This is a genomic window from Microbacterium sp. NPDC057659, assembly GCF_042799915.1.
In the GTDB taxonomy this organism is placed as follows: Bacteria; Actinomycetota; Actinomycetes; order Actinomycetales; family Microbacteriaceae; genus Microbacterium.
Window position 1 is genome coordinate 218,997 of sequence record NZ_JBHVHU010000002.1, and the last position, 23,021, is coordinate 242,017.

The following is a 23,021-nucleotide window of genomic DNA, read 5'->3' on the forward strand; positions in this document are numbered from 1 at the left end:
GCACGCTCACGCCCTGAGTCGCTCAGCGGGTCAAAGCGTGAGGGTGCACGAGGTGGGCGGTGGGCCGCACCGATCCCGGGCGGCCCACCAATCTGGCAAGCGGTTGCCAGATCAGGGCGCGAGAGGCCCGACGTCCGCCGTGCGGAGCGGCCCGCGCATCGGCCTCGCCATGCTCACCTCGTGCGCGCCGGCATCCGCCTTCACAAGGCGCTGCCTCCCGTCGATGTCATCGCGTACCCAGGCCGAATGATCCTGCGTCGAGGCGTTCACCGCGGGGCTGCCCGAACCGATCCGCCACACGTCCGCGGCATCCTTCGCGAGCCGCGGATCGGCCCGAGTGAACCCGGTTGCCGGCATGTCGCCGTCGGGTGCGGCACCCCAGAACATGTTCCCCGCCCAGGTGAACCCGATCGAGTTCGAGACGACGCTCTGCGTGCCCGCGTCGCCCTGGAAGATGTTGTCGACGATCACGCAGTCCATCGGCGTGATCGGGCGGTGCGTCTCGCACGAGATGCCGCCCGCCGCGTTCACCACGGTGTTCAGCGCGATCCGCACCCGATCGGCGGCGTCGTTCTTCGTGCGCGACGACGACGGTTCGCCCTCGTAGTGGTCGCGCACGGTGCCCGCGCCGAGCACGAACGCCGTGTCGGCATTGTCGCCGATGTAGTTGTTCACGATCACGTGGTCGTTGCCGTAGATACGGATGCCGCGCTCACCGCGGATGATGTGGTTCGACTCGACCCTGGTGCGGTTTCCGTGCCGCAGCACGATGCCGCCGCCGCTGTCACGGAAGGTGTTGTACCTGACGATGTTGTCGCTCGACTTCACCGAGATCGCCTCGGGGTCGCCGTTCGTGCGCTCGAACAGGTTGTACTCGACGACAGCGTGCGCACTGCTCAGCGCGCGGGGGCTGACACCCAGGCGGATCGGTTCGCCGCCGTTGTCGCCGGCGAAGCTGTGGTCCGAGAAGTAGTTGTGGTGGATGTGCACCCGCTGCGCCATGTCGGTGCTGCCGCCGCCCTCGATCGCGAGAAGCACACCGAGCGTCGACTTGCTGTGGAAGTGGTTGTACTCGACGACGGTGTCGTCGGCACGCACCATCGCGTGGAACAGCCCCTCGATGTCGGCGAGCGCGAACTCGTTGCGGCTCATCGTGATCGCCTGGCAGTCCGCGGGGATCTCGAACGTGGTCGACTGCGTGAACACGAAGCCGCGCAGGGTGACGTGGTGCGCTCCGGAGAGCACGAAGCTCTGCGCTCCGGTGAAGGTCACGCCTCCGACCGTGGCCGCGGTGATCGTCAGGTGCTTGTTCCACCGACCGCCGACGCCGTCCAGACGGATCGGGGCGCCGTCCGGCACCGCGTAGGTGCCGTCGGCGAGGATGATCGTCGCACCCTCGACAGCCGTGTCGATCGCCTTCTGCAGCGCGGAGAGCGACGAGACCGTGGTGTACGGGCCGGTGCCGACCAGGGCCGGGACGACTCCGCCCGCAGGCCCGACCGCCGCGCCCGCGGCCTGCACGCCGGCGAATGCGGTCGCCGCGCCCGCCAGTCCGGACAGGATGAACGTTCTTCTCTTCATGGGTTTCCTCCTCGTTGAGGCCCTTCGTCGAGGTCGCGGTCGCGGCCTGGCTCAGGAACCGGGGTGTTGGTCCAGGAACAGCTCGATCACCGGCACCGCCGTGTCGGGACGACGCACGGGCAGCTGCAGAGTGAGCGTGCCCTCGGACAGCCCTCCCATCAGCGTGTTCTGCGCGGTGCGCTTCGGGTCGATGTGCAGGGGCAGGATCTCCGAGGCATCCGTCATCAGCTGCGCGTACCGCACCTTTCCCGCGAGACCGGGCAGGTGCAGGTGCCGGAACGGCCAGTCGAACAGGTGCACGTACAGCCGGTCGCCGCACAGGGTGTACCGGGTGTCGGTCGGCGCCTGCCAGGGTGCGGGGCCCGCACCGTGGATCGAGCGCGCGTGCGCATCCATCCACTCGGCGATGCCGGCGAAGGTCTCCCGCGCGACTGCGTCGAGCCGCCCACGGCCGTCCGGTCCGACGTTCAGCAGCAGGTTGCCGTTCTTGGACACTCCGTCGATGAGCAGCCGGATCAGCGATCCGGTGCTCTTGCGGTCGAGGTTGTCGCGGTCGTACCCCCAACTGCCGTTCAGCGTCTGGCACGCCTCCCACGGCACAGGAACGCCGTCGCGCCGCATCGGCTCCAGCGGCTGGTACTGCTCGGGGGTGACGATGTCGCCGGGGATGCCGAGCCGGTCGTTCACGATCACCTCGGGCTGCAGCTCGCGGATCAGCGCCATCAGCTCGTCGGCCGCCCAGTCCTCGGCGCCCTTGCCGCCCCAGTAGTCGGGACGGTGCGTGTACGAGAAGTCGAAGAACAGGTAGTCGATCCGCCCGTAGCGGGTCAGCAGCTCGCGCACCTGACCGTGCAGGTACGGCTGGTAGTCGCGGATGTCGCGATCGGCGGCGGCCGCCTTGAACTCCTCGTCGTCGCGCTGCGGATGCGTGCCGTCGACGGGAAAGCCCTCGTGGTGCCAGTCGATCAGCGAGTAGTACAGACCGACGCGGAGCCCCTCGGCACGGCACGCCTCGACGAACTCGGCGACGACATCGCGCCCATAGGGTGTGTTCATCACGGTGTAGTCGGTGAGCTCCGAGTCCCACAGGCAGAACCCGTCGTGGTGCTTGGCTGTGAGCACGACGTACCCCGCCCCGGCCGCTCGGGCGGTGCGCGCCCATGCCCGCGGGTCGTAGCGGTCGGGGTCGAAGTGCTCCCGATACCGCTCGTACTCGGCATCCGTCATGCGCTCGCGGTTCTTCACCCACTCGTGCCGGGCGGCGAGCGAGTACAGCCCCCAGTGCACGAACATGCCGAGGCGCGCCTCGGTGAACCAGTGCAGATCGGCGGTCGTCACAGAGATGCTCCTTCGGGATCGGATGCGGGGATGCCGGGCGATCCCGGTTCGACGAGCGCGCGCCGCAGCGCGGCCAGCTCGTCGGCGGTCAGGCCGTGGGTGCGGAGGTAGCCGGCCGCTCCGCCCCATCGCTCCTCGATGCCGGTGAGCGTCTCGCGCATCACCGGCGCCGGCGACTCGGTGACGAGGGACGCCGCGTTGCGGGAGTCCGGATACTTCGCGCGCAGCCGCACGACCTCGGCCGATCGGCGCTCGTGCGAGATGAGCTCGCCGGTCAGGGCGTAGTCGGCGACCACGGCGCCGCGATCGGCGCCGACCGCCGACAGGGCAAGCGCGATGGTGAGCCCGGTGCGGTCCTTGCCCGCTGTGCAGTGCACCAGAGTCGGGTCTCCCCGCGCGATCATCCGCACGGCCGTCACGAGGGATGCCGCGGACTCGACCAGCATTCGCTCGTAGACCTCGCCCAGGGTGAGGTCCTCGAAGAAGAACGAGGCGGGCGAGCCGAGGAACAGCGGGACGCGCACGATGTCGACGCCCGGCACAGCCGTCGCCGCGGAGGCGACTTCGTCGTCGGAGCGCAGGTCGACGATCCGTCGGACGCCGGCGCGCAGCATCCTGGCGCCGTCGTCGTCCACACCGGAAAGCTCGCCGGACCGGAACAGCCGCCCGCGGCGGGTGCGCCCGCCGGCCGCGGGCATGCCTCCGATGTCCCGGAGGCCGAAGACCCCCGGGATGCTCTCGATCGTCATCGCCGCGTCAGCCCTTCAGCGCACCCGAGGTCAGGCCGCGTGCGAACGAGCGCTGGAACAGCAGGAACACGACGACGGACGGCAGCAGTGCCAGCAGCGACGCGGCCATGATGACGCCGGGCGTGACGGCGGGGTCGATGCGCAGCGTGCGCAGCGCGAGCGGCAGCGTGTACGTGTCGCTGCTCTGCGAGACCAGCAGCGGCAGCAGGTACTGGTCCCAGATCATGGTGAATCCGAACACCCCGATCACGCCCAGGGCCGGCTTGCACAGCGGCACGATGATCTGCGCGAACACGCGCAGCTCGCTCGCACCGTCGATGCGGGCGGCCTCCTCGAGCTCGAGCGGGACGTCCTTCATGAACTCGGTCATCACCAGGATCGAGAACGCCCACGCGCCCAGCGGCACGATCATTCCGGCCAGCGTGCCCATCAGGTTGATGTGCAGCAGCGGGATGTCGGAGAGCAGGATCGACAGCGGCAGCGCCAGGATCTCCTCGGGCAGCATCATGGTCGCGAGGATCGCCACCATGACCAGGGCCGAGAAGCGGAAGCGCTTGCGGGCGAGGGCGTAGCCGGCCAGCACGGACACGATCACCTGCAGCAGCAGGCCGAAGCCGACCACGAAGAACGAGTTCGCCAGGTAGCCGAGCACTCCGTAGTCGAACGCGACGCCGAAGTTGTCCAGCGTCGGACGGTGGGGGATGACGCTGAGCTCGGTCGGGTCGGAGACCTGGCTGAACGCACCGACCAGCAGGGCGATCAGGGGACCGGCGAACAGCACGACGACGAGGGCGTACAGGAAGACCTTGACGGCGATGCCGGCGATGCTGCGGCTCTCGGTCAACCCGAGGGCAGTGTCTGTTCCGACGCTCATGCGTCCTTCTTCCTCCGGGTCAGGATCTGCACGACCAGGGTGAGTATCAGGGTCGCCAGGAACAGCAGCACCGCGCCGGCCGAGCCGACGCCGAGCTTGCCCTGTTCAAGGCCGAGTTTGTAGAGCAGGGTCATGATCACCTCGGTGGCGCCGTTCGGCCCGCCGTTGGTCATCAGGAACACCTCGGTGAACACCCGGAAGCCGCGCACGGCGGCGAGGATGAAGAGGATGGTGAACACCGGCCGCAAACCGGGCAGGGTGACGTGCACGATGCGCTGCCAGCGGTTGGCGCCGTCGACCGTGGCGGCCTCGTAGAGCCCGCGGTCGATGCCGGCGAGGCCGGCCAGGATGATCATCATGTCGTAGGGCGCGCCGCGCCAGATGCCCATCAGCATGATGGACCCCATGGCGGTGTCGGGACTGTTGATGAACTCGCTCGGTCCGAGGCCGAAGACCACCAGGATCGAGTTCAGGAAGCCGTCCGCTGCGGGGTAGTACATGATCCGCCACAGCTCGGCGACCACGGCCATCGGCACCACGACCGGCAGGAACGCCGCGGAGCGGATGAAGGAGAGCTTGCGGGTCTGCCCCTCCAGCAGCAGGGCCAGGACGAAGCCGAGCAGCAGGCACCCCGCCGTCTGGCCGATCGCGAGGACGACGGTGTTGATCGCCGCATCGCGGAAGTCCGCCGAGGAGAGGATTGTCTGGTAGTTCTGCATCCCGACGAACTCGTTGCCCAGGTACGGGCGCACGTTCTCGACCGACATCGAGACGGCCTGGATCATCGGGATGTAGCGGAAGACCAGGAACAGCAGCAGCGCAGGCATCAGGAACGCCCAGGGGATCCACCAGGAACCCTGTACACGATGACGGCGCCGCCTGGCCCGTGGCGGAGACACGCGGGTCTCCGCCACGGGACGGGATGCGTCGGCCACAGGAGCGGCGTCGGCGGTGTGGAGTGTCACTGCTTGAGGATCCCCTGCGTCTTGAGCTCGTCCGCGAGCTTGGCGTCGAGCTTGGCGAGCTCGTCGTCGAGGTCGAGCGAGCAGTCGGCGAGCAGCGCGTTGATGGTGTCGGCCGTCATCTGGCGCACCGGCGTCCAGCTGGGGATCGTCGGGGCGTAGGTGCCGCTCTTCTGGTAGGCGTCGGCGAACGTCTGCCAGCGCGGGTCGTCACGCACGTCGGTGATGTCGACCTTCTCGTTGACCGGCAGCTGGATGACGAACGCGTCCGTGCCCTTCATGCCCTCGGTCTGCGCCTCGGGGCTGACGTACCAGTCCGCGAAGGCCGACTGACCCTTGACGTTCTCGGAGCCCGCCATCAGGTACACGGTGCCGCCCTCGGCGAGGACCGACTGGTCCTTCGGGCCGGTCGGCATGGTGACCACCTCGTACTTGTCCTTGCCGAGCACCTCGTCGAAGCGCGGCATCATGTACGGGCCGGTGACGTACATGCCTGCGACCCCGGACTCGAAGGCCTCGTTGGTCGGTGGGGTGTCCATGCTGACGGCGCCCGGCTGCATCACGCCCGCCTTGCACTGCAGGTCGCGGAACCACTGCGTCGCGTAGACCGACTCGTCGGTGGTCATGGCCGGCTTCCACTGGTCGCCGGATCCGGTGATGAAGTCGCCGCCGCCCGACCACAGGAAGTTCGAGAAGTACCAGGACGCGTAGCCGCGCTTGGTCGATCCGGGCACGGCGAGACCGTAGGTGTCGGCCTTGCCGTTGCCGTCGGGGTCGTTCTTGGTGAACGCGGTGGCCACGGCGAGCATCTCGTCCCAGTCCGTCGGCGCCTGCAGGCCGAGGTTCTTCAGCCAGTCGCTGCGGATGTAGAGGGCGTTCGCCTGTGCGGAGTACGGGATGCCGTAGGTCTTGCCGTCGATCGCCTTGCCCGCCTCGAGCGCCTGCGGGGTGAGGTTCTTGGCGTTGGGGACATCGCCGAGGTCGATCTCGCGCAGGATGCCCTGGGTCTGCATGGTTCCGAGCTGGCTGACGTCGTTGAGCACGACGTCGGGCAGGTCCTTCTGCCCGGCGCGCTGAGCGAGCTTGGTCTCGAAGTCGTCGAAGATCGCGGTGACCTCGGCCTTGTAGCCGGTGGCCTTCTCGAACGCCTCCACCTGCTTCTTGGTGGCGGCCTCGCTGGCGCTGCCGGGGGTGGTGCGGGTCCAGATCTCGAGAGTGGCCTTCTCGTCCTGCTCGACGTTCGATCCGCCCGCTCCGGGGGCGGCGCTCGAGCAGCCCGCGAGGGCCAGCGTGGCGACGCCGATCAGTGCGGCTGCTTTCATCCTTGTGTGCATGAGACTCTCTCCGGGTTGGCAAACGCTTGCCACTTTGCAAGACGCTGTTCGCGAATCTAACCTAGGGGCGCGGGGACTGTCAACAAATCATCGGATGTCTGGCTGAGGCGCTCCCGCAGGAGGAGACGACGTGGACGTGGCGAACGAGCGCATCAGGGTGCGCCTGGTGATGGAGGAGGACCGCAGGGGCGAGGTGTATCCCCCCGACGTTCTTGCGGCAATCGACCGTATCGCGGACAGCACCCTCCCCCCGCTCACCGCGGAGCAGCTCGCACAGGATCCGCGTGCCCTCGAGGACGTGGACGTACTGCTCACCGGCTGGGGAGCACCGGTGCTGGATGCCGCACTGCTGGCCCGAGCTCCCCGGCTGCGCGCACTGCTGCACGCCGCAGGGTCCGTGAAGCACATCGTCACCGACGAGTCCTGGGATCGGGGCATCGTCGTCGTCTCCGCCGCCGCCGCGAACGCCGAGCCCGTGGCCGAGATGACAGCGGCGCAGATCATCCTGTCGGCACGCGGCGTCCCCGCCTCGCGCCGCGCCTACCGCGCACGCCGCGATCTCGACGCGCGGGATGCGGCGTACGGCGCGTCAGGACGCACCGTCGGGCTGCTCGCGCTCGGCGAGATCGGCCGGCGCGTGGCAGCGCGCCTCCGCGGAACGGCACTGACGCTGCTCGCGCACGACCCCTATGCGGATCCCGCGCAGGCGGCGGGCCTCGGCCTGGAGCTGATGGGTCTCGAGGAGCTGTTCGAGCGGTCGGACGTGGTGAGCCTGCACGCCCCCCTGCTCCCCGCGACGACGGGGATGATCGGCCGGGAGCTCATCGAGCGGATGCCCCACGGCGCCACGCTCATCAACACCGCACGCGGCGGCCTGGTCGACGAGGACGGCCTCGTCACGGCACTGCGGGGCCGCCCTGACCTGACCGCCCTGCTCGACGTCACGGTCCAGGAGCCGCCGGCGCCCGACTCGCCCCTGTGGGACCTGCCGAACGTGGAGCTCACGCCTCACGTCGCGGGGTCGATGGGCGGCGACAGAGCGGCCATGGGGTGGCTGGTCGCCGACGAGCTGGAGCGCCTCGCTCAGGGGGTTCCCCTGCAGCACGACGTGCCCCGCGCACGAATCGATCTCCTGGCCTGAACTGGCAACCGCTTGCCAGAGTCGCCGGACTGTGATTGCATGACGGTGCCCACCCGTCGCGCCCCCGCGCCCTGCATCCGGAGATGAAATGACCATCGACAAGGCCGAGGTGATCGTCACCAGTCCCGACCGCAACTTCGTCACGCTCAGGATCACCACCGCCGACGGCGTGACCGGGCTGGGCGACGCGACGCTCAACGGCCGCGAGCTGGCCGTGGTCGCGTACCTGCGCGAGCACGTGGCACCGTTGCTGATCGGCGCGGACGAGGACCGCATCGAGGACACCTGGCAGTTCCTGTACCGCAGCGCCTATTGGCGCCGAGGACCGGTGACGATGGCGGCGATCGCCGCCGTCGACATGGCTCTGTGGGACATCAAGGGCAAGAAGGCGGGGATGCCCGTCTACCAGCTGCTCGGCGGAGCGTCCCGCACCGGGCTGCTCGCCTACGGGCACGCCTCCGGCAAGGAGCTGCCCGAGCTGTTCGACTCGGTGCGCTCGCACCTCGAGCAGGGGTACCGGGCCATCCGCATCCAGACCGGCGTGCCCGGGCTGAAGGCGATCTACGGCATCGCCTCGCAGTCCGCGGACACCGGCGGCGGCGAGGCCCGCTACGACCACGAGCCGGCGCGCCGCGGCGCCCACCCCGTGCAGGAGGACTGGGACACTCGCGCCTATCTGAACCACCTGCCCGGCGTCTTCGAGGCGGTGCGGAACGAGTTCGGACCGGACATCCCTCTGCTGCACGACGGCCACCACCGCATGACGCCGATCCAGGCCGCGCGCCTGGGCAAGGACCTCGAGCCCTACGACCTGTTCTGGCTCGAGGACTGCACGCCGGCCGAGAACCAGGAGGCCCTGCGCCTGGTGCGTCAGCACACCACCACCCCGCTGGCGATCGGCGAGATCTTCAACACCGTCTGGGACTTCAAGGACATCATCCGCGAGCAGCTGATCGACTACGTCCGCGGTGCAGTCACCCACATGGGCGGCATCAGCGCCCTGAAGAAGACTCTCGACTACGCCGCGATGTACCAGATCAAGTCGGGCATGCACGGCCCCACCGACATCTCCCCCGTCGGCATGGCCGCCGCCATGCACCTGGGTCTGGCGATCCACAACTTCGGCATCCAGGAGTACATGAAGCACGGCGCGAAGACCGACCAGGTGTTCCGGCAGTCCTTCACCTGGCGCGACGGCCTGCTGCATCCCGGCGATCAGCCGGGACTCGGTGTCGAGCTCGACCTCGACGAGGCCGGGAAGTACCCCTACGAGCAGGCCTACCTGCCCTACAACCGGCTGGCCGACGGCACCGTCCACGACTGGTGAGCGCAGCTCTGCCGCCGATCGTCGTGATGGGCGTCTCGGCGGTCGGGAAGACCTCGGTCGGGGTCGAGCTGGCGCGCCTGACCGGCGGGGTCTTCCGCGACGCCGACGACCTGCACAGCGCGGCGAACGTCGCGAGGATGCGGGCCGGCATCGCTCTCGACGATGACGCCAGACGCCCCTGGCTGGAGGCCGTCGGCGCCGCGCTCGCGCCCGGGACGGTCATGGCCTGCTCGGCGCTGGCGCGGCGCTACCGCGACGCCCTGCGCCGGCACGCCCCCGGCGCGGTGTTCGTGCACCTCGAGGCCGGCGTCGACCTGCTGGCCGCTCGGGCCCGGGAGCGCACGGGGCACTTCATGCCTCCCGCGCTGCTGCAGTCGCAGCTCGACGCACTGGAGCCGCTCGCCGTCGACGAAGCCGGGGTCGCCGTGCGCGTCGACGCCGCTCCGCGGGAGATCGCGATGCGGGCGGTCGACGCCCTCGGCACCTCGTCCAGGTGGCGGTGATTGCGACCTGAACGCGTCGCCCCGGCAGGATGAACCCATGACGACGAAACTGCGGGTCGGGCTGATCGGTGCCGGCGCGATCTCCGTTCAGCACATCGAGGCACTCCTCGCGCTGGGCGCCGAGATCCGGATGCTGCGCCGCACCGACGCCCCGGTGCTGGCGGAGGCCTACGGCATCGAGATCGTCGATGACCTGGACAGCCTGCTCGACGCGGTCGACGTCGTCGACATCATCAGTCCGACGCGCACGCATCCCGGCATCGCGCTGTGCGCGATCGCCCGCGGACGGCACGTGATCTGCGAGAAGCCGCTGGCCGCGGCATCCGAGGATGCCGCGGAGATCGTGCGCGCTGCGGCGGGTGCCGGCGTGCGGCTGTTCCCTGCGCACGTCGTGCGGTACTTCCCGGAGTACTGGCGGATCAAGCAGGCTGTGGATGCCGGTGAGATCGGCGAGGTCTCCGAGCTGACGCTCAGCCGTGTCGGAGCCGGGCCCACTGCGGCCTGGTTCTTCGATGAGAGCGCCGGCGGCGGTCTCATCCGCGACCTGATGATCCACGACATCGATCAGGCGCTGTGGCTGGCCGGGCCCGTGGCGTCCGTGTCGGCCATCCAGACCCCGCCGTCGACGGCGGGCGTCGCGCCGCGCGAGGTCACGGCCGTCGTCACGCTGACCCACCGCGGCGGCGCAGTCAGCCGCATCCACGGCGGCTGGCTCGGGCCGGGCACGCCGTTCCGCACGGCTATCGAGGTCATCGGCACGACGGGCCGACTGCACCACGACAGTGCGGATGCCGCCGCCGACGGCTATCTGCCGCCCGCGGCCGACGGGCAGGACCCGTATCTGCTCCAGCTCGCCGACTTCCTGTCCGCACTCGAGGCCGGCACGGATGCCCGCATCCTGCCCGCCGAGGCGGTCGACGCCGTGGCCGTCGTCGACGCCGCGTACCGATCCCTCGCCACACGCGCACCGGTGTCATTCTGATCCGAGTCGACCCGCAGGGCAGGATGGAAGCATGACCTGCCTTCCGTCCGCACGTGCGCGGCGCCTCATTCGAGAAGCGACGCGGTGAGGGCCGAGAACGTCACCGGGCCCATCGCGCACCATGCCGAAGGTCCGGTCTGGTGGGCCGGATGGGGCGGTCTGCGCTGGGTCGACGCCGATGCCGGCGACCTGCTCACGCTGCGCGACGACGGCGTGCACCGGCTGCACGTGGACGACCGCTACGCGGCTTTCGTGCGGCCCCGCACGAACGGCGGCTACGTCGCCGTCGGCGCGCACGCGCTGCACCTCGCGGATGCCCCGGATGCGGCGCCGACCCGCAGCGTGGCGCTGCTCGACGATCCCGCCGTGCGGATGAACGACGGGTGCTGCGATCCGCAGGGCCGTCTGCTCGCCGGCTCGATGGCCTACGACAGCACGACGGGCGCGGGCGTCCTGCTGCGCGTGGACGCCGACCTGGCCTCTTCCCCTGTACTGCCGTCGGTGACCTGCTCGAACGGCATCGCCTTCTCTCCCGACGGCGGGCGCGCCTATTACGTGGACACGGCGACGGGCAGGGTCGACATCTTCGATGTCTCGCGCGGCGATCTGATCGGCCGGCGCGGTTTCGCGGCGATGCCGGCATCCGACGGCGTGCCCGACGGCCTCACGGTCGCTGCCGACGGCAGCGTGTGGGTCGCCGTCTGGGGCGGTTCCTGCGTGCTCGGCTACGACGCCGCCGGGACGCTCATCGAGCGCATCGAGCTGCCGGTTCCCCAGGTGAGCGCCTGCACTTTCGGCGGCGACGATCTGGGCACGCTGTTCATCACCACCTCGGCGCAGGGCCTCGGCGCCGACCACGACACCGACGCCGGCAGCGTCTACGCCGTGCACCCCGGCCCGACCGGGATGCCGGTCCTGCCCTTCGCCGGCTGAGACCGCCCGCTCAGTCCAGGCGCACGCGGCTCGTGCGCTGCCGCTGGCTGCCGAGACCGTCGATCTCGATCGTCATCTCGTCGCCGTCCTGCAGGTACGGGAAGCGACCCGACAGCGCCACGCCCTGCGGCGTCCCGGTGTTGATGACGTCGCCCGGCTCCAGCACCATGTAGTGACTGATCTCCTGCACCAGTTGCAGCACCGGGAAGATCATGTCCGCCGTGGACGAGTCCTGGCGGGACTCTCCGTTGACGAACGATCGGAGCCGCAGCACCTGCGGATCGACCTCGTCCGCCGGCACGAGAACGGGCCCGAGCGGGTTGAATGTCTCGGAGCACTTGCCCTTCGACCACTGCCCGCCCGAGACCTCGAGCTGGTAAGCACGCTCGGACACGTCGTTCGACACGGCGTAGCCGGCGATCGCTTCCTGGGCCTCTTCGGGCGAACGCAGGTAGCGTGCGGTGCTCCCGATCACGACGGCGAGCTCGACCTCCCAGTCGACCTTCTCGGCGCCCGGCGGCAGCAGCACGGTGTCGTCCGGGCCGACGATCGTGTTGGGATGCTTGAAGAAGAGCACCGGATGCTCGGGCGGCAGGGACCCGGACTCCGCGGCGTGCGCGGCGTAGTTCTGCCCGACGCAGATCACGGCGGTCGGACGGGCGATCGGGGCACCGACACGCAGCGACGACACGTCGGCCTCGGCCAGCTCGCCGTCCGCCAGCGCCGCGCGCACGCGGGCGATGCCGCCGCCGGCGAGGAAAGCACCGTCGATGTCGTCCGTGAGCGGGGAGAGATCGCGGATGACGCCGTCATCGCCGCGGACGAAGGGCCGCTCGGCCCCGGGCTCTCCCCGTCGCATCAGTTCCATGTGCTCGTTCCTCCGGTGTTCAGCGCGCCAGGACCGCGCGATTGACGATCGCCGGCACCTCGTCACCTGCGAGGAACCGGATGACGTTCTCGGCGGCGTGCACGGGAAGGTCCTGCAGCGCCTCGGGCGAGTACCAGGCGGCGTGCGGGCTGAGCAGCACGTTCGGCGCGGTGCGCAGCGGCGACTCCGCGGCGAGCGGCTCGACCTCGAAGACGTCGAGAGCCGCGGCGCCGATGCTGCCGTCGGTGAGCGCGTCGACCAGTGCCGCCTCGTCGATCAGCGGACCGCGGCAGGTGTTCACGACGACGGCGCCCGGCTTCATCCGGCCGATCGCCGCGGCGTCGATGAGGTACCGCGTCTCATCCGTGAGCGGCACGTGCAGGCTGAGGATGTCGGCGGCGGCGATCGCGTCGTCGATGGTCGCTGGCTCGCATCCGGCATCGCGCACAGCCTGCTCCGGCGCGTACGGGTCGGCGACGAGCACTCGGAATCCGAGGCCGCGCAGGCCGCGGGCGACCAGGGAGCCGATGCGTCCGAAGCCGAGCACCGACACGGTGGTACGGGACGGACGCACCGCGAACGGACGCGCGTCGACGGGCTTCCAGACGCCCTCGCGCAGCGCACGGTCATAGGCGGGCAGTCCCCGGCCCTGCGCCATGATCATCGCGACCGTGTGCGCGGCGACCTCCTCGATGCAGTAGCTCGGGGTGTTGGCGACCGCGATGCCGCGCTCGGTGGCCGCGGCCACGTCGACCATGTCGTAGCCGATTCCGAGCCTGCTGATGAAGCGCAGGTTCGGCAGCCGGTCCATCAGGGCGCCGTCGATGCGGTGCCACTGCACGATGAGTGCTTCGGCATCGGCGCCCAGCGCGGCCAGCGTCTCGGTCGAGGTCTCGGGCGCGCGCACGGCATGCAGCCCGGCCGCACGCAGGGTCTGCTCGGCCGCGTCGCCGGGCAGATCGCAGTCGGTGATGAGGGTCAGGGACTCTTGCATGGCGTAAATGCTATAGCATCTAGCAACTTGCTCGCCAGAGCTTCTCTCCGAGCCAATTCTGCTATAGCGTTTTCCTCATGACTGTTCGCCGTGCCCTCATCACGGGCGCCAGCTCCGGCATCGGAGCCGCCGCCGCCCTCGAACTCGCCGGCGACGGCGCCGCCCTTTGGATCACCTACGCGGGCCGCGCCTCCGAGGCATCCCGCATCGCCGAGGAATGCCGTGCCGCCGGCTCGCCCGACGTCCGCGTGTCGCAGCTCGACCTGCGCGACCCCGCTTCGATCCGGGCGCTCATCGCCGAGATCGATGAGGCCTGGGGCGCACTCGAAGTGCTCGTGAACAACGGCGGCGTCTGCCCGTACGTACCGTTCGACGAGATCGAGATCGACGAGTGGGACCTGGTGCTCGAGACGAATGCGCGCGGCACCTTCCTGCTCACCCGCGCCGCCCTGCCGCTGCTTCGTGCCGCAGAGGGCGACCGCTCGGTCGTGAACATCTCGTCGATCGCCGGCCAGGTCGGCGCGCTGCAGACCGGCATGCACTACGCCGCCAGCAAGGGCGCACTGCTCGCGATCACCCGCAGCTTCGCCCGGCTGCTCGCCGCGGAGGGCATCCGAGTCAACGCGGTCACCCCCGGCCCGGTCGCCAGCGCCATCACCGACCAGCTGCAGGGCGAGGGCCGCGAGAAGCTCGCCGCCTCCATCCCCCTCGGCGACTTCGGTCAGCCGCAGGACGTGGCCTGGATCATCGCCACGCTCGCCTCGGAGAGGGCACGATTCATCACCGGCGCCACCTATGACGTCAACGGAGGAGTACGCATTGACTGACACCGCCCGCACCGCGATCGACACGGTCCAGGCACAGCTGGACGCGTTCAACGCGCACGATCTCGACGCGTTCGTCGCCACCTACTCCGAGGACGCCGTCATCACCGGGGTCGCCGCCGATCCGATCGTCGGAACGGCCGCGATCCGCGCGTTCTACGAGCCGCGACTGCAGAACCCCGAGCTGTCCTGCGTCATCGACACCAGCGTGCTCTTCGGAAGCCGATGGGTGGTCGCCCAGGAGCAGGTCATCAACGCCGGCGTCGCCACCGAGACCATCGCGACTTTCGACGTGGTCGACGGACGGATCGCGCGCGCCTCGATGCTCAAGGCCTGAGTCCGCGGCATCCGGGCCCTCAGGTGCCCACCCGGTTCCTGAGCGAGGAGCGCAGCGACGAGACGAAGGGCGCTCAGGATCCGGAGACTCTCACTCCGCGGTTCCTGAGCGAGGAGCGCAGCGACGAGACGAAGGGCGCTCAGGATCCGAAGGCTCTCGCTCCGCGGCTCCTGAGCGAGGAGCGCAGCGACGAGACGAAGGGCGCTCAGGATCCGGAGACTCTCGCTCCGCGGTTCCTGAGCGAGGAGCGCTGCGACGAGACGAAGGGCATCCTTCGTCTCGCTCCGCTCGCTCAGGATCCGAAGGCTCTCACTCCGCGGTTCCTGAGCGAGGAGCGCAGCGACGAGACGAAGGGCGCTCAGGATCCGGAGACTCTCGCTCCGCGGTTCCTGAGCGAGGAGCGCAGCGACGAGACGAAGGGCGCTCAGCCGTCGAACCGGGCCCGCAGATCTGCCGGCACTGACACGTCGCCGAAGGAGGAGGTCCAGCCGCCGTCCACCGCGATCGACTGGCCGGTCAGGTACGGAGCCTCGTCGGAGAGCAGGAAGGACACCGTCGCGGCGACCTCCTCCGCCCGCGCGATGCGCGCCATCGGCGGGCCCTCGGCGAGCTCGCGCTCGGCCTCGGCGGGGTCGGCGGATGCCGCGATCTGAGCCTCGAGGTGCGGCGTGCGCACCCCGCCCGGAGCGACCGTGTTGGCCCGGATGCCGAGGCCGCCGTAGGTCACGGCCACGCTGCGGGTCAGCGCGTCGATGCCGCCCTTGGTGAACTCGTAGGCGGCATGGTCGGGATGGCTCGCCCTGCCGTGAATCGATCCGATGTTCACGATCGCCCCGGCGACGCCCTGGTCGACGAACGCCGACACCGCGGTGGAGCATCCCCACATGTAGCCGAAGCCGTTGATGCCGATGATCTCGCGCACCACGTCCTCGTCGAGCTCGTGCAACGGCGTGCGCTTGGTGATGCCCGCGTTGTTGACCCAGCCTGCCAGCGGCGCCCGCGCGATCGCGGCATCCGCCGCCCGACGGTGCGCCTCGCGCTCGGAGGAGTCGCCGAGCACAACCTCGGCGCAGATGCCGGCCTCGACCGTGCCGGAGCCGGGCGTGCGCTCCAGGCCGACCACGATCCAGCCATCGGCGGTGAGCCGTTCGGCCACGGCTCGGCCGATGCCCTTGCCGCTGCCGGTGACGACGACGCTGCGCGGGGAGGGGATGCCGGTCATCGGGTGCTCCTGCCGAAGTCGAAGGTGCCGGGGTCGAGGGTGAAGCCGAGACCCGGAGCATCCGCGGGGACGACGGCGCCGTCGTAGCGCGGGCCGCCGACGATGAACGACGGCGCGGGGTCGTAGGGGTTGCGGCCTCGCGCGAAGGTCTCGACGCCGATGCCGAGGTGCGCGGTGACCTCGGAGTACACGTGGCCCGAGACCGGGACTCCGTGCGCGGTCGCCCAGTCGATCATCTTCCTCGCGGGGGTGATGCCGCCGATCGCGACGACGTCGAGGCGCAGCACGTCGACGGCGGCCTCCTCGACGAGGGCGCGCAGCACGGCCGGGTCGGTGACCTCGTCGCCGACCGACAGGGTCAGCCCGCTCTCGCGGCGGATGCGGGCGCAGCCGGCGGCGTCCTCCGGCAGCAGCGGATCCTCCAGCCAGGCGAGCTGCGGATCGCCCCACTGCGCGATCTCGGCGAGCGCCTCGTCGGCGTCGCGCCAGCCGAAGCCCACGTCGACCACCAGGCCGGTGCCCCGAGGCAGTTCGCGGTTCAGGATGTCGATGAGCTCACGCATGTACGCAGGATCGGGCAGTCGTGAGATCTTGACATTCGTCCAGCCGTCCGCCTGCGCGAGTACCTCGTCGGCGACCGCGCGAGGTGTGCGGTCGGGCGTCGGGTAGGCCGCCACGAGCATCGAGGGACGAGGGGCGTCGCCGGTGCCGAGCATCCGCCACAGCGGCTGCCCTGCTCGCCGCGCGGCGATGTCCCACAGCGCGATGTCGACCAGCCCGATCGCCCGGCGAACCAGGCCCACGCGGCCGACGATGGCGCTGCCGCGCAGCATCCGCTCCCAGGTCGTGGCGGGGTCGTCGGCGTCCGCTCCGACCGCGTGCGCGGCGACCAGACGGTCGACGATCTCGGTCATCGGCGCCTCGCGGGAGAGGCAGTACGCCACCCCGGCAGTGCCGTCCTCGTCGGTCACGCGCACGGCGCTGTACTCGCGCCGCGTCACCGTCATCGCTCCCAGCTGCAGGGGCGCGGGGAGCGGCAGCACGGCGGTCGCCGTGTCGACGCGTGCGACGGCGGTCATTCGGGCTTCTTCGCGAGGGGCACGCCGTAGTCCACCATGAATCCGCCGTCCACGTACAGGGTCTGGCCGTTCATGTACCCGGCCTGATCGGAGACGAGGAAGCTCACCGCGTTGCCGATCTCGCTCGCGTCGGCGAGGCGTCCGGCCGGGATGCGGGACAGGATCGTGTCGAGGCTCAGGGTGCCCGCCTCCACGCCCTGCCGGAAGACGCCGGTGTCGACGTACCCGGGCGCGACGGCGTTCACCCGCACACCGCGAGCGGCCCACTCGGCCCCGGCCGTGGCGGTCAGACCGATCACGGCGGCCTTGGTCGTGGCGTACGGGGCACGACCGGCCGAACCCCGCGACGAGATCGACGAGATGTTCACGATGCGGCCGTCGCCGCGGGTCAGCATCCGCCGTCCGGCCGCCTGCAGGCAGGCGAAGACGCCGTGCAGGTTGACGTCGACGACGGCGGCCCACTCGTCCCAGGAGAGATCCTCGATGGCGCGGTGCCGCTGGATGCCGGCGTTGTTGACCAGCACGGCGATCGGTCCGAGCTCGTCCTCGATCTCGCCGAAGACGCGGTCGACGGCGGCGGGATCGGTGACGTCGAGCTCGCACCACAGGATGCCGGCGGGGTTCTCGCCCGCGGTCAGCGCGGGCACCCGGTCGGCGGCGACGACGGTGTAGCCGTCCGCGGCGAGGCGCTGGCCGATCTCCCAGCCGATGCCGGCTGCTCCCCCGGTGACGACGGCGACGGGCGACTGAGCGGTCATGGTTCTCCTTCGGGTGGTGGTGGTCAGGACGCAGGGGCGTCGAGCAGTTCTGAGACGAGGCGGCAGGCGTGCTCCTCGAGCAGTTCGAGGGCGCCGGCGGCGAGCGGCGTCTGCCACGACTGGTAGGCGCCGCGCTCGTAGGCCTCACGGGTGGGCAGGTAGACGAAGCCGGGTCCGTTGGTGAGGTTCATCACCACGATCGGAGTGCCGGGGAAGCGCGCCCGCAGCGTGCGCTGCAGGCGGGAGTACGCCTCGCCGGGATGCCCGAGCAGCACGGCGTCGCCGAATCGCCAGGCCCACACCGGGTGCGACACGGTCGGTCCGTCGATGTACCCCTCGCGCAGGTTGCGGGCCCGCCCGAGTCGCTCCTCGCGGGAGCGAGGGTCGATGTCCTTCCACTCCTCGGCGAGCTCGTCGAGGGTGGGCAGATCGCGCAGCGGCAGGTCGACGGCGCCGAAGACGCCGGAGGCGGAGCCGTCCGCGGACACCGGGCGGCCTGTCCACACCGCGAGCGGAGCGCCGGACTCGACGACCCGGTCGAGCGTGACCTCCTGCCCCGGCGTGGGGAGGCCGTCCAGCGCGGCGAGCACGGCATGCCCGAGGGAGCGGCCGTGCCGGTCGGCCACACCGACGTCGCCGGTGTACTGCTCGCGCGGGGCGAGCTCGCCGGAGGCGCCCTGCACGAACAGGCAGAGAGAACCCGTGGCGGCCTCGACCGTCTCGCGCATCGCGCCCACGTAGTCGGGCGAGACCTCGCGGTTCTGCCAGGCGAGCGTGGTCGGGTGGCAGGCGTAGTTGACCAGAGTGGCGAGCACCTCGCCGTCGACGCTGACCCGGCCGACGACGACGGTGTCGTCCGACTCGCCCGCGGGGTTGTAGCCGACCAGCGCCCGCCCGTCGAGGTCGAGCTCCCGATCGGCGGCGAGGGTGCAGCGCCCCTGCGTCCACTCGACGAGCCCCTCGGCCGCGCTGTCCAGGGCCTCGCGTCCGGCCGCGATGCCCGCCGTGGCGAGCGCCTCGAGGTACCCCGGGATCAGCTCGCCGCCGGGCAGGTGCGCGTCGGCGGCGCAGAGCACGGCGCCGGCGTGGGTGTGCGAGAGCGAGAGCATCAGCTGGTCGGGGGCGAGCCCGAGACCCGCGAGAACCGCGTCGCGCACGCCGCGCTCGTCGGCGACCCGGCGCCACCAGGTGCCGTCCACGGCGAGCAGCACCCGCGGTCGGTCGTCGGCACCGGTGAGCGCGAGCGCGGTGAGGGTGAACGGCCGGTGCGCGCCCTCGGAGCGCTCCCAGTCGGCCGGGCCCCAGTTCTTGGCGCGGATGCCGACCGGCGGCGTGATGTCGCGGCGCGCGACGCCCACCCGCACGGCGCTGCGCGGCACGCGGATGCGGTCGCCGAGGGCGGTGCCGGGGCGCGCCGCGGTCGTGGGCGATTGCTGCATGCTCTCCATGATGGTGCCGTTCCGATGCGGGTGCCGAGGGTCAGACGGTGAGGATCGAGTCGTCGATGAGGACGCGGTCGCCGGGGTCGGGCAGGCTGCGCTTCACGCCGCTCTCGACGGATGCGCCGTAGAGCAGCGTCGAGGCACCGGCGAAGCCCTTCTCGAGGTCGAGTCTTCCGCCGGTGAACCGCGAGTCCTGGATGCGGACGTGGTTGACGCCGGAACCGATCGCGAGGTGCGCCGCGTCGTCGGATGCTGCAGCGTCGATGCCGGTCAGGCGCCAGGTGACGGTGCCGTCGCCGGCCCCCCGGCCGACGGTGGCGCCTCCGGTGCGCGCCGTGCTCAACTCGACGCCGTCGAGCACCACGACCTGGTCGCGGGCGGCCGTCATGACGAGCGCGGCATCGCGGACGGTGCCGCCGCGGATCGTGACCCGCGAAGAGCCGAACTCGACGGGACCGCCGCCTGCGGGACCGCTGAGATCGCAGTCCAGGAACCGCACGGCGCCGGATCCGCGGACCTTGGCGGCATCGAGGCCGGTGATCGTGCAGCGCGAGAAGGTGACGGTGTTCGAGACCGGGGTCTGCACCAGCACCTGCTCCTTCGGGAGCGCGAACGTGCAGTCCTCGATCGTCGTCGGGCGCGTGGATCGCGCGCTGCGCTGCCCGATGGCCAGCAGCCCGGCCGTGCAGCCGCGCAGCTGCGCGCCGTCGGCGTTGATCGTCATGGTCGCCTGCGGGTCGAAGGTCGAGCGGGGGATCACGCGCACGTTCTCGAGGGTGAGGTCGGTGATCTTCGTGCCGGCGACGAACCAGGAGCACACGTGGTCACGCACGGTGATGCGCTTCGCGGAGGTGCCCCACTGGGCGCCCGAGTTCGCGATGTCCATCAGCCCGGAGCATCCGAGGAACGTGAGGTCGTGCTCGTACTGGCCGTGCGTCGTGAAGGGGTTGCCGCCCTGGTCGTCGCCGTCTCCGTGGCAGTTCTCCACGAGGCAGTATGCGCTCGCGGTGAGGTCGTTCAGGTGCCGCGCGTTCGAGGACGTGCAGTCGCTGACCCGGCCGTAGAGGCAGTAGATCTGCTGGGTGAGATACCCGGCGCCGCCGTAGAACACGGTGGGCGGGTTCTCGATCGAGCAGCGCTCGGTGACGAAGTGGGTGTTCCAGCGCCGCATCACCACCGGCCACCAGGTGCGCGAGGCGTGCACGTCGGCGACGTCGCAGCGGGTGGCGTACTCGAAGGCGACCGGATGCGAACCCGTCATCTCCCGCGGATCGGGCAGGCTCCCGTCGGTCGGGCCGTCGAAGGGGCCGGCGCCGAGGAAGCGCATGTTGGCGATGCGCACGCCCGACACCGGCTCGAAGCGGCGCCAGGTCAGGCTGCGGCCCTTGTCGAGCGGCCAGCCGTTCAGGTAGTCGATCCGGATGTGGGTGCCGTCGATCTTCTGGGTGACCTCGACGAAGCGCTGCAGCTCGCGCTCGTCCCCGCCGCCGCCGGCGACCGGCGCGCACTGCACGGCCCACCAGGAGCCGACCGGGAATCTGTCGGCGTCCGGCACCGCGACGGCGTCGGTGAGTTCGGGCCAGGCCTCGGCGAGCGCATGCTCCACAGTCTCGTCCTTCGCGACGCCGGTGAAGAACATGACGGCGCCGAAGGGGTTGTCGTGGGTGTTCTTCTCGATCCCCTCGCTGGAGATCGTGTGCCCGCCGAAGTCGATCTCGAGGTGCGATCGCGTGAAGCGGTGCCGGCGCTGGAAGAGCAGGTCGGTGTGCCCCTCGATCCGGCGGATCGTGGTGTCGCCGACCATCGCGTCGAGCGCGTCGTCGGCCGCTGTCTTCGCATCCGTGATGCCGAAGGCGCGGAAGTCGACGGTGCCGTCGTGCAGGAGCAGCCAGACGGTGCCCTTCTGTGCGGCGATGACGGTTCCGCCGTTCGCCTTCCGGCCCTTCGCGTCGGCGCCGGTGTAGACGAGCAGACCGGCGTCCCCCGCCGTCCGGTACCCGGCGGCGATCGCGATGTCGCCGGCGCGCGCCCGGATGCTCGCCAGCTCGGCGACGCTCTCGACGCGGCGCACGTTCTGCGGACCCTCGGCCGCCTGCGCGGGGGACGCCCCGACGGCGGCGACAGCGCCGCCGAGCGCCGCGGCCCCGAGGCCGGTGATGAGTGCCCGGCGACCGCCGGATCGGACTTCTCCCGCTGACGTCGTCGTCATGAGTCTCTGTCTCTCTGTCCGTGTGGATTTGCTATAGCAAATAATATCAAGGGGCGGGTTGGTGATCCAACCCGCCCCGGGGGGTCACCGCCTGGCGGCATCCGCCGTCTCCGCGAGAGGAGCGGTGGTGAACTCGGCGCGGCGGCTCAGCGCGAAGCCGATCCCGGCACCGAGCAGCGTGAGCGCAGCGATCGGGATGAGACCGAGGATCGCCGATCCGGTGGACTGGCTGATCCAGCCGATCGCGTACGGTCCGGCGAACCCCGCCAGGTTCCCCACGGAGTTGATGAAGGCGAGGCCCGCGGCCGCGGCGGTGCCGGTGAGCACCATCGGCGGCAGGCTCCAGAACAGCGGCGTGGTGGAGAACAGCGCGGACATGCCCACGCACAGCGCCGCGAGCGCCAGCACCGGAACACCCTGAGCCGCGACCGCCGCGATCAGCGACAGCGCGGTGATCGACAGCGTGATGCCGATCTGCAGCGGGATGTTGCCCTGCTTCCGCGCCGCCCGCTCCCACGGCAGCATCAGCAGCGCTGCGCAGATGTTCGGCAGCGCGACCAGCCATCCGGTGGTGGTCGTGGTGAAGTCGCCCATGTTCGCCACGATGGTCGGCAGCCACAGACCGAGGCCGTATGCGCCGAACACGATGCCGAAGAACAGCACGATGAGCGTCCACAGCCGGCCGTTGCCGAACACGGCGGCGAGGCGCACCTTGCCGTGCTTCTGCTCGACCGCCGCGGTCTCGCGGGCGATCGACTCCGAGATCCACTGCTGCTCCGCCGGCGCCAGCCACCGCGCGTCCTGCGGGCGGTCGGGCAGCCAGAAGAACACCACGAACGCGAGCAGGATCGCCGGGATGCCCTCGAGGAGGAACACCAGTTGCCAGCCCTCCAGGCCCCACATCCCATGCAGACTCATGATCCAGCCCGACAGCGGTGCGGCGACGGCGTTCGCGATCGGATTCGACAGCGCGAACACGGCGAGCACCTGGGTGCGGTACTCCCGAGGGAACCAGAGCGTCAGGTACAGCAGGACGCCGGGGAAGAACCCCGCCTCGGCGACACCGAGGATGAACCGGGCGATCGTGAACTGCGTCGCATCCTGCACGAACGCGGTGAGCACGGCGACGATGCCCCACGAGATCATGATGCGCGTGATCCACTTGCGGGCACCGAAGCGCTCGAGCAGCAGATTGCTGGGCACCTCGAACAGCAGGTAGCCGATGAAGAAGATGCCGGCGGCCAGGCCGAAGGCGGCCTCGGTCATGTTCAGCGCCTGCGTCATCTCGAGCTTGGCGAAGCCGGCGTTGTTCCGGTCGACGTAGGCGACGAGGTAGAGCAGGCCCAGGAACGGGCCGAGCCTCCAGATCGCCTTCTTCATCGCGCTCGCGCCGAGATCGGCGGATGCGTCGGTCGGGGACGTGTGGGACATGGTGCTTCCTCCATCGGATGCATCGGGTTTGCTCTGCTATAGCATCTAGCAAAAAGCGGAATCCGTCCAGCCCCTCTTCGGATGCACCACACCGCGGATGCCATAGCATCATGAGGTCGGTACGCCGAGCCCG

The 23,021-nt window shown here is 70.4% G+C and carries 21 protein-coding genes and 1 riboswitch; of the genes, 7 read left to right on the top strand and 14 right to left on the bottom strand.

Annotated elements, in window-relative coordinates; translation table 11 throughout:
* Positions 1 to 111: 111 nt before the first annotated feature.
* Genes ACFVAE_RS09695 through ACFVAE_RS09720 form a run of 6 tightly spaced genes read right to left on the bottom strand, consistent with a single transcriptional unit; the run spans position 112 to position 6,826 of the window.
* Positions 112 to 1,581 (bottom strand): polysaccharide lyase 6 family protein, encoded by a 1,470-nt coding sequence (locus ACFVAE_RS09695; RefSeq protein ID WP_378891090.1) that lies wholly within the window; start codon positions 1,579 to 1,581, stop codon positions 112 to 114.
* Between the two features lie 51 nt (positions 1,582 to 1,632).
* Positions 1,633 to 2,919, bottom strand: coding sequence for an alpha-L-fucosidase (locus ACFVAE_RS09700; protein WP_378891092.1), 1,287 nt, complete (start codon positions 2,917 to 2,919; stop codon positions 1,633 to 1,635).
* A complete protein-coding gene (locus ACFVAE_RS09705; RefSeq protein WP_378891095.1) occupies positions 2,916 to 3,668 on the bottom strand; it encodes a tyrosine-protein phosphatase in 753 nt (250 codons plus the stop codon). Before ACFVAE_RS09705 ends, ACFVAE_RS09700 begins: the two co-directional genes overlap by 4 nt.
* Positions 3,669 to 3,675: 7 nt before the next feature.
* Complete coding sequence (locus ACFVAE_RS09710) at positions 3,676 to 4,542, bottom strand: carbohydrate ABC transporter permease (protein WP_378891097.1); 867 nt, start codon at positions 4,540 to 4,542, stop codon at positions 3,676 to 3,678.
* Positions 4,539 to 5,507, bottom strand: a complete 969-nt coding sequence (locus ACFVAE_RS09715; protein ID WP_378891099.1) for a carbohydrate ABC transporter permease — start codon at positions 5,505 to 5,507, stop codon at positions 4,539 to 4,541. The genes ACFVAE_RS09710 and ACFVAE_RS09715 overlap by 4 nt, the downstream gene beginning before the upstream one ends.
* Positions 5,504 to 6,826, bottom strand: coding sequence for a hypothetical protein (locus ACFVAE_RS09720; protein WP_378856302.1), 1,323 nt, complete (start codon positions 6,824 to 6,826; stop codon positions 5,504 to 5,506). The genes ACFVAE_RS09715 and ACFVAE_RS09720 overlap by 4 nt, the downstream gene beginning before the upstream one ends.
* A gap of 142 nt (positions 6,827 to 6,968) precedes the next feature.
* Between ACFVAE_RS09720 and ACFVAE_RS09725 the strand changes: the two genes are divergently transcribed.
* The 5 genes from ACFVAE_RS09725 to ACFVAE_RS09745 all read left to right on the top strand — a co-directional run bounded on the left by ACFVAE_RS09725 (position 6,969) and on the right by ACFVAE_RS09745 (position 11,724).
* Positions 6,969 to 7,979 carry a hydroxyacid dehydrogenase gene (locus ACFVAE_RS09725; RefSeq protein WP_378891101.1) on the top strand — a complete coding sequence of 337 codons (1,011 nt, stop codon included), beginning with the start codon at positions 6,969 to 6,971 and terminating at the stop codon, positions 7,977 to 7,979.
* Positions 7,980 to 8,067: 88 nt separating this feature from the next.
* Positions 8,068 to 9,306 carry a D-mannonate dehydratase ManD gene (manD, locus tag ACFVAE_RS09730; RefSeq protein ID WP_378891103.1) on the top strand — a complete coding sequence of 413 codons (1,239 nt, stop codon included), beginning with the start codon at positions 8,068 to 8,070 and terminating at the stop codon, positions 9,304 to 9,306.
* Entirely contained in the window at positions 9,303 to 9,809 is a 507-nt protein-coding gene (locus tag ACFVAE_RS09735; protein ID WP_378891105.1) for a gluconokinase, read from the top strand. The genes manD and ACFVAE_RS09735 overlap by 4 nt, the downstream gene beginning before the upstream one ends.
* A gap of 37 nt (positions 9,810 to 9,846) precedes the next feature.
* A complete protein-coding gene (locus tag ACFVAE_RS09740) occupies positions 9,847 to 10,791 on the top strand; it encodes a Gfo/Idh/MocA family protein (protein WP_378891108.1) in 945 nt (314 codons plus the stop codon).
* Between the two features lie 84 nt (positions 10,792 to 10,875).
* The gene (locus tag ACFVAE_RS09745; protein ID WP_378891110.1) at positions 10,876 to 11,724 is read left to right on the top strand and encodes an SMP-30/gluconolactonase/LRE family protein; all 849 of its coding nucleotides are present in this window, start codon (positions 10,876 to 10,878) and stop codon (positions 11,722 to 11,724) included.
* 10 nt (positions 11,725 to 11,734) lie between these two features.
* On the opposite strand, the gene ACFVAE_RS09750 is transcribed toward ACFVAE_RS09745, so the two are convergent.
* On the bottom strand, positions 11,735 to 12,592 hold the full coding sequence (locus tag ACFVAE_RS09750; RefSeq protein ID WP_378891112.1) for a fumarylacetoacetate hydrolase family protein: 858 nt from the start codon (positions 12,590 to 12,592) through the stop codon (positions 11,735 to 11,737).
* Between the two features lie 19 nt (positions 12,593 to 12,611).
* Complete coding sequence (locus tag ACFVAE_RS09755) at positions 12,612 to 13,586, bottom strand: C-terminal binding protein (RefSeq protein ID WP_378891114.1); 975 nt, start codon at positions 13,584 to 13,586, stop codon at positions 12,612 to 12,614.
* A 77-nt stretch (positions 13,587 to 13,663) separates the two neighbouring features.
* Between ACFVAE_RS09755 and ACFVAE_RS09760 the strand changes: the two genes are divergently transcribed.
* On the top strand, positions 13,664 to 14,413 hold the full coding sequence (locus tag ACFVAE_RS09760) for an SDR family NAD(P)-dependent oxidoreductase (protein WP_378891116.1): 750 nt from the start codon (positions 13,664 to 13,666) through the stop codon (positions 14,411 to 14,413).
* A complete protein-coding gene (locus ACFVAE_RS09765; RefSeq protein ID WP_378891119.1) occupies positions 14,406 to 14,747 on the top strand; it encodes a nuclear transport factor 2 family protein in 342 nt (113 codons plus the stop codon). The genes ACFVAE_RS09760 and ACFVAE_RS09765 overlap by 8 nt, the downstream gene beginning before the upstream one ends.
* 236 nt (positions 14,748 to 14,983) lie before the next feature.
* A riboswitch (S-adenosyl-L-homocysteine riboswitch) is annotated at positions 14,984 to 15,065 on the top strand.
* Between the two features lie 106 nt (positions 15,066 to 15,171).
* On the opposite strand, the gene ACFVAE_RS09770 is transcribed toward ACFVAE_RS09765, so the two are convergent.
* The 6 genes from ACFVAE_RS09770 to ACFVAE_RS09795 form a co-directional block, all read right to left on the bottom strand.
* Positions 15,172 to 15,969 carry an SDR family NAD(P)-dependent oxidoreductase gene (locus ACFVAE_RS09770; protein WP_378891121.1) on the bottom strand — a complete coding sequence of 266 codons (798 nt, stop codon included), beginning with the start codon at positions 15,967 to 15,969 and terminating at the stop codon, positions 15,172 to 15,174.
* Positions 15,966 to 17,048: an enolase C-terminal domain-like protein gene (locus ACFVAE_RS09775; RefSeq protein ID WP_378891123.1), complete on the bottom strand. Its 1,083-nt coding sequence runs from the start codon at positions 17,046 to 17,048 to the stop codon at positions 15,966 to 15,968. The genes ACFVAE_RS09770 and ACFVAE_RS09775 overlap by 4 nt, the downstream gene beginning before the upstream one ends.
* Positions 17,045 to 17,806, bottom strand: coding sequence for an SDR family NAD(P)-dependent oxidoreductase (locus ACFVAE_RS09780; protein WP_378891126.1), 762 nt, complete (start codon positions 17,804 to 17,806; stop codon positions 17,045 to 17,047). The genes ACFVAE_RS09775 and ACFVAE_RS09780 overlap by 4 nt, the downstream gene beginning before the upstream one ends.
* A gap of 23 nt (positions 17,807 to 17,829) precedes the next feature.
* Positions 17,830 to 19,245 carry a hypothetical protein gene (locus ACFVAE_RS09785; protein WP_378891128.1) on the bottom strand — a complete coding sequence of 472 codons (1,416 nt, stop codon included), beginning with the start codon at positions 19,243 to 19,245 and terminating at the stop codon, positions 17,830 to 17,832.
* A 40-nt stretch (positions 19,246 to 19,285) separates the two neighbouring features.
* Entirely contained in the window at positions 19,286 to 21,457 is a 2,172-nt protein-coding gene (locus tag ACFVAE_RS09790; protein WP_378891131.1) for a peptidase C14, read from the bottom strand.
* Between the two features lie 84 nt (positions 21,458 to 21,541).
* Positions 21,542 to 22,888, bottom strand: a complete 1,347-nt coding sequence (locus ACFVAE_RS09795; RefSeq protein ID WP_378891133.1) for an MFS transporter — start codon at positions 22,886 to 22,888, stop codon at positions 21,542 to 21,544.
* Positions 22,889 to 23,021 lie beyond the last annotated feature (133 nt).